This window comes from Zoogloea ramigera, assembly GCF_006539865.1.
Lineage (GTDB): Bacteria > Pseudomonadota > Gammaproteobacteria > Burkholderiales > Rhodocyclaceae > Zoogloea > Zoogloea ramigera.
In genome coordinates, this window is the sequence record NZ_BJNV01000116.1 from 1 (window position 1) to 7949 (window position 7949).

General features: G+C 68.6%; 7 protein-coding genes. 1 reads left to right on the top strand and 6 read right to left on the bottom strand.

The annotated features are described in order from the left end of the window. Nucleotides 1–130: 130 nt before the first annotated feature. The 6 genes from ZRA01_RS19400 to ZRA01_RS19425 all read right to left on the bottom strand — a co-directional run bounded on the left by ZRA01_RS19400 (nucleotide 131) and on the right by ZRA01_RS19425 (nucleotide 6589). Nucleotides 131–1429, bottom strand: a complete 1299-nt coding sequence (locus ZRA01_RS19400) for a DUF3422 family protein (protein ID WP_141355029.1) — start codon at nucleotides 1427–1429, stop codon at nucleotides 131–133. An 84-nt stretch (nucleotides 1430–1513) separates the two neighbouring features. Next, complete coding sequence (locus ZRA01_RS19405; RefSeq protein ID WP_141355023.1) at nucleotides 1514–1894, bottom strand: hypothetical protein; 381 nt, start codon at nucleotides 1892–1894, stop codon at nucleotides 1514–1516. Between the two features lie 70 nt (nucleotides 1895–1964). Next, complete coding sequence (gene fba, locus ZRA01_RS19410; protein ID WP_141355024.1) at nucleotides 1965–3029, bottom strand: class II fructose-bisphosphate aldolase; 1065 nt, start codon at nucleotides 3027–3029, stop codon at nucleotides 1965–1967. A 121-nt stretch (nucleotides 3030–3150) separates the two neighbouring features. Next, nucleotides 3151–4596 (bottom strand): pyruvate kinase, encoded by a 1446-nt coding sequence (gene pyk / locus ZRA01_RS19415; RefSeq protein ID WP_141355025.1) that lies wholly within the window; start codon nucleotides 4594–4596, stop codon nucleotides 3151–3153. Nucleotides 4597–4650: 54 nt separating this feature from the next. Next, nucleotides 4651–5613, bottom strand: a complete 963-nt coding sequence (locus tag ZRA01_RS19420) for a sensor domain-containing diguanylate cyclase (protein WP_246093771.1) — start codon at nucleotides 5611–5613, stop codon at nucleotides 4651–4653. Beyond that, a complete protein-coding gene (locus ZRA01_RS19425) occupies nucleotides 5498–6589 on the bottom strand; it encodes a CHASE domain-containing protein (protein WP_141355027.1) in 1092 nt (363 codons plus the stop codon). The genes ZRA01_RS19420 and ZRA01_RS19425 overlap by 116 nt, the downstream gene beginning before the upstream one ends. Before the next feature lie 219 nt (nucleotides 6590–6808). On the opposite strand from ZRA01_RS19425, the gene rfbB reads away from it, so the two are divergent. Beyond that, nucleotides 6809–7870 (top strand): dTDP-glucose 4,6-dehydratase, encoded by a 1062-nt coding sequence (rfbB, locus tag ZRA01_RS19430; RefSeq protein WP_141355028.1) that lies wholly within the window; start codon nucleotides 6809–6811, stop codon nucleotides 7868–7870. Nucleotides 7871–7949 lie beyond the last annotated feature (79 nt).

The window sequence follows — 7949 nt, forward strand, 5'->3', positions numbered from 1 at the left end:
CCCCCTCGGGGGGCGGGCTGGGCGGAGCCCTGACCTGGGGGCGCTCTCAAGGAAACGCAGGGCCGCCCCCAGTTTCCTTGGCCCCCTCGCGGGGGGTGGGCTGGGCAAAGCCCGGCCCTGGGGGCGCTCATCAGTGCCCGCCCTCGGCCTCGTCCAGGTGCTTGCGCATGCGGCGGGTGCCCAGGGCGACGATGAGCGCGATGACCGGGATCGCGGCGGCGGTGATGCCCTCCGGCGTCAGCGGCTCGATGGCGTGCTTGACGCCCTTGGCCATGTACTGGACGAGCTGCGAGGCGTAGTAGGTGATCGCCACCACCGACAGGCCTTCAACGGTTGCCTGCAGGTGCAGCTGGAGTTTGGCCCGGCGGTTCATCTGGGCGAGGAGCTCCTGGTTCTGGCGTTCGAGCTCGACCTCGACCCGGGTGCGCAGCAGCTGGCTGTTGCGGGCGACGCGGCTGGAGAGGTCTTCCTGGCGGCGGGCCATGGTCTCGCAGGTGTGCATGGCGGGCAGCAGGCGCCGCTCCATGAACTCGTGGAAGGTGGGCAGGCCGGCGATGCGCCGCTCGCGGAGCTCTTCGATGCGCTGCATCACGAGGCTGTGATAGGCCTGGGCGGCGCCGAAGCGGAAGGTGGTGCGGGCCACCGAGTGTTCGACTTCGGCGGCGAGGGTGGTGAGCTCGGCCAGCACGCTGCGCTCGTCTTCGGGCACGCGGGCGGCGTTGGTGCGGTCCATCAGGGTGGCCAGGCGCTGCTCGGCGCCCCCCAGCAGGCGGCCGACTTCCTTGGCCACCGGGAAGGCCAGCAGCGACATCAGCCGGTAGGTCTCGATCTCGACGAGGCGCTGCACGGTGCGGCCGGCCTGGCGCTGGGTGAGGGAGACGTCGATGACCAGGAAGCGGGAGAAGCCGTCTTCGAAGTAGAAGTCGGTGAACACCCAGGCGGCGCCGTCGGCGACGGTGGCGCCAACCGTCTGGCCGGTGGGGGCGAGCCTGGCCATCACGCTCTCGGGGCTGATCTCGGCCACCTGGCGCAGCTCGACGTGGGTGGCCACCATGAGTTTGCCGGGCAGTCCGGCCAGCCAGTCGGCGGGGACCACGGCCAGCGCGGTGGTCGGCTCGGCGATGCCTTCGCCGGGGGCGACGGGGCGGAAGAAGGTGTAGCTGGAGAACTCGTTGTGCAGCTCCCACTTGAGCTTGAAGCTGCCGAAGTCGATGAGGCGGTGGCTGCCCTCGGCGTCGATCGGCTGGCCGAGCTGCCGGCCGAGCAGGATGAGGTGCTGCAGCGCGGCGCCGGGGGCTTCGCCCTCGTGGTGCATGGCGACGTAGCTGATGAGCTGGGGGCTTTGCAGCGGGACCGGCGGGCGGGCGTGGAACTCGTCGTTGAGCGCCTGGCGCAGCGCGTGTTCGGTGAAGTGCTTGGGCAGCGGCATCGGATGCGGGGCGGCACGGGCCGCCGGCGGGGTGGGGCGCACATCTTGCCGCCCGGGCGGCCCGGCTGGCAAGGCCGCCGGCGTTCAGCGCAGCAGGGTGGTGACGAGGGCGCCGCCGCCGATGAGCAGGGCGAGGCCGAGCAGCGCTCCGAGCAGGCGGGCGCGGCGCTGGAGTTCGTCCACGGCATGCACCAGGTCGGCGTTCTGGGCGGCCAGCGCGGCGAGGAGCTCGGCGCTTTCCTGCTGGCGCAGGTCGGATTCGGCGAGGCGGGCCTCCAGCGCGGCGAGGCGGGCTTCGGGGCTGGCGCCGGGGGCCTCCATGGGCACGTCGGCCGGGGCGTCGGCGGCCGGGCGCTTGCCGACCTTCTGCCACAGCTTCTTGGCGCCCTTGGCGACGGTGGGCGCGTGGGCGATGACGTCGGACCAGGGAATGGCGCTGAACAGCACGGACCAGGGGGCTGCCATCGGTGGGCCTTTCAGGTGAGCGGAGCCGTAAGTGAAAAGGGCCGGAAGACCCGGCCCTTGTTACGACTGCTTAGCGGACGATCTGGTTCAGGGCGCCGCTCTTGTAGGCTGCGGCGATCTTGTCGAGGTTGATCGGCTTGATCTTGCTGGCGTTGCCGGCGGTGCCGAAGGCTTCGAAGCGGGCCTTGCAGACCAGCTTGGCGGCCTCGCGGGCGGGCTTGAGGAACTCGCGCGGGTCGAACTTGGAGGGGTTCTCGACGAAGAACTTGCGGATCGCGCCAGTCATGGCGAGGCGGATGTCGGTGTCGATGTTGATCTTGCGCACGCCGTACTTGATGCCGCGGACGATCTCTTCGACGGGCACGCCGTAGGTTTCCTTCATGTCGCCGCCGTACTCGCGGATGATCTCGAGGAGCTCCTGCGGCACCGAGGATGAGCCGTGCATCACCAGGTGGGTGTTGGGGATGCGGGCGTTGATCTCCTTGATGCGCTCGATGGCCAGGATGTCGCCGGTGGGCTTGCGGGTGAACTTGTAGGCGCCGTGGCTGGTGCCAATGGCGATGGCGAGGGCGTCGACGTTGGTCTGCTTGACGAAGTCGGCGGCCTGGTCGGGGTCGGTGAGCATCTGGGCGTGGTCGAGGGTGCCTTCGGCGCCGACGCCGTCTTCTTCGCCGGCCTGGCCGGTTTCGAGGGAGCCCAGGCAGCCCAGTTCGCCTTCGACGCTGACGCCGATGGCGTGGGACATCTCGACGACGCGGCGGGTGACGTCGACGTTGTACTCGTACGAGGACGGGGTCTTGCCGTCTTCCATCAGGGAGCCGTCCATCATCACCGACGAGAAGCCGGAGCGGATGGCGCCCATGCAGATGGCGGGGGACTGGCCGTGGTCCTGGTGCATGACCACCGGGATGTGCGGGTAGGCTTCGACGGCGGCGTCGATGAGGTGGCGCAGGAAGGCCTCGCCGGCGTATTTGCGGGCGCCGGCGCTGGCCTGCATGATCACCGGGCTGTCGGTTTCCGCAGCGGCTTCCATGATGGCCTGGACCTGTTCGAGGTTGTTGACGTTGAACGCGGGCAGACCATAGCCGAACTCGGCGGCGTGATCGAGAAGCTGACGCATGGAAACGAGGGACATGACTTTTCTCTCCGAGGGCCGGGCAGCCGGCCGGGTAAGGACTTAAAACCGCGATTCTACCAAGCCGGCATGAGGCCTGCGCGCTTGACCGCAGCGAGCGTGCCCCAAATTGTGTTGCGGATCACACCGGCCCGGGCTTCGGGGTGTCGCCGACGCGCACGATCTTCATGGTGTTGGTGCCGCCGGCGGCGCCGATGGGCTCGCCGATGGTGAGCACGATGAGGTCGCCGTAGTCGACCACGCCCTGCTCGAGGAGGATCTGCTCGGCTTCCCACAGCAGCACGTCGCGGTCGGCGTGGACTTGGGACATCAGCAGCGGATACACCTCGCGGTAGAGGGTCATCTGGTTGCGGGCGCCGATCTCGGGGGTCAGGGCGTAGATCGGCACGCCGCTGTTGAGGCGGCTCATCCACAGCGCGGTGGAGCCGGTTTGCGTGAGGGAGGCGATGGCTTTGACCTTGAGGTGGTAGGCGGTCCACATGGCGGCCATCGCGATGGACTGGTCGATGCGGGTGAAGATGCGGTCGAGGAAGTCGCGGTCCATGGTGACCTCGGCGGATTTCTCGGCCTCGAGGCAGATGCGCGCCATCGACTCGACCACCTCGACCGGGAACTTGCCGGAGGCGGTTTCGGCCGACAGCATGACGGCGTCGGTGCCGTCGAGCACCGCGTTGGCCACGTCGGAGACTTCGGCGCGGGTCGGCACCGGGCTGTGGATCATCGACTCCATCATCTGGGTGGCGGTGATGGCGAGTTTGTTCTTCTCGCGGGCGAGGCGGATCATGCGCTTCTGCAGCGCCGGCACGGCGGCGTCGCCCACCTCGACGGCGAGGTCGCCGCGGGCCACCATGATGCCGTCGCAGGCATCCAGGATCTCCTCGAGGTTGGCGACGGCCTCGGTGCGCTCGATCTTGGCGATCAGCACCGCGCTGCTGCCGGCGGCGCGCAGCAGCTGGCGGGCCATGTACATGTCGGCGGCGCCCTTGGGAAACGAGATGGCGACGAAATCGACGCCGATCTGCGCGGCGGTCTTGATGTCGTCCATGTCTTTGGCGGTGAGTGCCGGCGCGGTGAGGCCGCCGCCCTGGCGGTTGATGCCCTTGTTGTTGGAGAGTTCGCCGCCCACCTTTACGCGGGTGTGGATCTCGTGGCCGAGGACGCGTTCGACGGCCAGCTTGAGCCGCCCGTCGTCGAGGAGCAGCACGTCGCCGGGCTTAACGTCGCGGGGCAGGTCCTTGTAGTCGAGGCCGACGCGCTGGGCGTTGCCGGGCTCGGCGAGCTTAGCGTCGAGGATGAACTCGGCGTCCCGCTGCAGCACGACCTTGTTGTCCACAAACTTGCCGACCCGGATCTTGGGGCCCTGCATGTCGGCCAGGATGCCCACAGGCCGGCCGGCCAGCTGGGCCGCATCGCGGATCTGGTTGGCCCGCTTGATGTGGTCTTCCGCCGTGCCGTGGGAAAAGTTGAGCCGCACCACGTCGACGCCCGACTGGACGAGGCGTTCGAGGGTGGCGAGGTCGGAGGAGGCAGGGCCGAGGGTGGCGACGATCTTGGTGTGGCGGGACATGAGGTCTCCTGGTTTTGGGCGCCGCTCGGATGGCGGCGTTGCGCATCCGGCATTTTAGCCGGCGGGGCGCCCGGTGTGCGGGCCGCGCGAAGGGCTCCGCCCGGCGGTCTTGGCCCGGTACATGGCCCCGTCGGCCTGGCGGGTGAGGGTCTCGGCGTCGCCGCCGTCGTCCGGGTAGAGGGCGATGCCGATGCTCACCGCCACGCGGCATTCGTGCCCCTCGACCGTAAAGGGCCGGTCGATGGCCTGGCTGATCTTGTCGGCCACGCCGAGGGCCTCGGCCTTCGTCTTGATGTCGTGCAGCAGCACCATGAACTCGTCGCCCCCCTGGCGGGCCGGCAGGTCGCTGGCGCGCAGGCTGCGGCGCAGGCGCTGGGCGGTCTCGACGAGCAGGGCGTCGCCGACGGCGTGGCCGAGGGTGTCGTTGACCTCCTTGAAGCGGTCGAGGTCGAGGAACAGCACGGCGAAGCGGGTCTTGTGGCGGCGGGCGATGAGCAGGCTGCTGTGGAGGTGCTCGAGGAACATCGGGCGGTTGGCGAGACCGGTGAGGGAGTCGTGGGTGGCCAGGTATTGCACGCGCTGCTCCGATTGCTTGCGCTCGGATATGTCGGTGAGGGTCACGATCACGCCCCGCAGGCGGCCCGCGGCGTCCAGGTCGGGGGTGTCGGCCACGATGGCGGTGAGGAGGCTGCCGTCGGCCTTGTGCAGTTGCTGCTCGAAGCTGGTGGGGTGGCCCCGGGTGAGACGCTCTGCGAGCGTCTGGCCGCTGCCGAGGTCGTGGCTCGGGTAGAGCGAATCGAAACGGCGCCCCAGCAGGTCTTTTTCGGTGCGCCCCAGCATCCGCGCCAGGCGGGGGTTGATGAAGGTGAAGCGCATCTCTCCGTCGAGGGCGGCGATGCCGTCATGGGACAGGTTGACCAGCGAGCTGTAGCGCGCCTCGCTGGCCCGCAAGGACGCGCTGGTGCGGGCCAGCTCGCGGGTGCGCTGGCGTGAGACGCAGAAGGCGGCCGTGAGCATCACGAAGAGGCTGCCGATCAGCACCACCGCCAGCTTCTCGAGCAGCGGGGCGTGATCGCTGGCGGTGGGGCCAGGGAAATGGTCGAAGACCAGCGTCCAGGTCCGGCTGTTCAGCTCGAGCAGGGTCTTGCGCTGGAGGGGGCTGTCGGCCGGGCTGGCTGTCGAACAGCAGCGTGTCGGCGCTCAGGTTGTGGCCGTCGAAGACGCGGATGCGCAGGTGCTGGCCCGCGTCGCCCAGGGTGCCGGTGATCAGGTCGCCGAGACGGAAGGGGCTGTACACCCAGCCGATGAAGGCGCGCTCGCGCTGGGCCGTGGTGTCGATGGGCAGGCCCTGGCGGAATACCGGCAGATAGAGCAGAACGCCGAACTGGACGTCGGTGCTGGTCTCCTGCACCAGGCGCACCTTGCCGGTGAGGGCCGGCACCCCGAGGCTGCGGGCCCGGGCCATGGCCTCGTGGCGCACCGGTTCCGAGAACATGTCGTAGCCGAAGGCCCGCTGGTTGCGCCAGTCGAAGGGTTCGAGAAAGACGATCGAGCTGTACTCGTCCCGCGCGCCACGCGGGCTCACCCGGTAGTCCGGAAAGCCCTCGGCCCGGACGCGCCGCTCGTGTTCGGCCAGCTCGGCGGCGGGGATGGACTGGGCGAAGCCGACGCCCTGGATGCCCGCGTAGTCCACGTGCAGCCGCAGGGTGGTCACGTAACGGCGCCATTCGTCGCGGGTCACCGTCTGGGACGCCGCAAACAGGGCCCGCGCCCCGCGCAGGACCTGGCGGTAAGCCTTGAAACGCTCCTCGATCTTGAGGGTGATCTCGCTGGTCTCGAGAACAAAGGAGGCGCCCCGGGCCTGGGTGTGGGCCGCGTCGATGCGCGAGATGCTGATCGCCCCCAGCAGCAGCGCGATGAGCAGGGCGACCAGGGTGGGGGCGATGATGCTCTGGAACATGCGCTCGGGTACGTCGTTGCGGAACGGCTTCATCTTGGCAGTCTTGTCTCCGCAGAAAAATCGGGGCCCGGTGTGCCGGAGGCCTGGTGGAAAATGCCTGTTAAGCCTTTACGGCAGGACCGCCGCCCAGATTGACCCCTGTTTCCTTGTGTTTCCCCCTGCCCGGTGTGCGGAATGCAGCGGATCGCTACCCGCGCGGGATGTCATAATGTGGTGCTATCAGTTGAACCGCTTTCCAATCAAGGATTCTCGATGATTCTCGTCACCGGCGGCGCCGGCTTCATTGGCGCAAACTTCGTTCTGGACTGGCTCCGCAGCTGCGACGAGCCGGTCGTCAACCTCGACGCGCTCACCTACGCGGGCAACCTCGAGAACCTCGCCTCGCTCCAGGGTGACGCCCGGCACATCTTTGTGCACGGCGACATCTGCGACCGCGAACTCATCGACCGCCTGCTCGCCGAGCACCAGCCCCGCGCCATCGTGCACTTCGCCGCCGAGAGCCACGTGGATCGCAGCATCCACGGCCCGGGCGACTTCATCCGCACCAATGTAAACGGCACCTTCACCCTCCTCGAAGCGGCCCGCGGCCACTGGATGGGCCTGGACGCCGCTGCCCGCGCCGCCTTCCGCTTCCACCATGTGAGCACCGACGAGGTGTACGGCTCGCTGGGCCCCAACGATCCGGCCTTTTCTGAAACCAAGACCTACGAGCCCAACAGCCCGTACTCCGCCAGCAAGGCCGCCTCCGACCACCTCGTGCGCGCCTGGCACCACACCTACGGCCTGCCGGTCACCACCAGCAACTGCTCCAACAACTACGGGCCGTATCACTTCCCCGAGAAGCTCATCCCGCTGATGATCGCCAACGCCCTCGCCGGCAAGCCGCTGCCCGTGTACGGCGACGGCCAGCAGATCCGCGACTGGCTCTACGTCACCGACCACTGCAGCGCCATCCGCGCCATCCTGCAAAAGGGCACCCCGGGCGAGGTCTACAACGTCGGTGGCTGGAACGAGAAGCCCAACATCGAGATCGTGCACACCCTCTGCGCGCTCCTCGACGAGCTCAAGCCCGACGCCGCCGGCAGCTACAGCCGCCTCATCACCTACGTCACCGACCGCCCCGGCCACGACCGCCGCTACGCCATCGACGCCCGCAAGATCGAGCGCGAACTCGGCTGGCGCCCCGCCGAGACGTTTGAAACCGGCATCCGCAAGACCGTCGAGTGGTACCTCGCCCATCAAGACTGGGTCGCCCACGTGCAAAGCGGCGCCTACCGCGAGTGGCTCGACAAGAACTACGCCGGCCGCAGCTGAACGCGATGGAGCCTGTAGGTGCGGCTTCAGCCGCACACCGCCGGTGAAACAGGGGGCAGATCCTCCATTTCACCCCCGC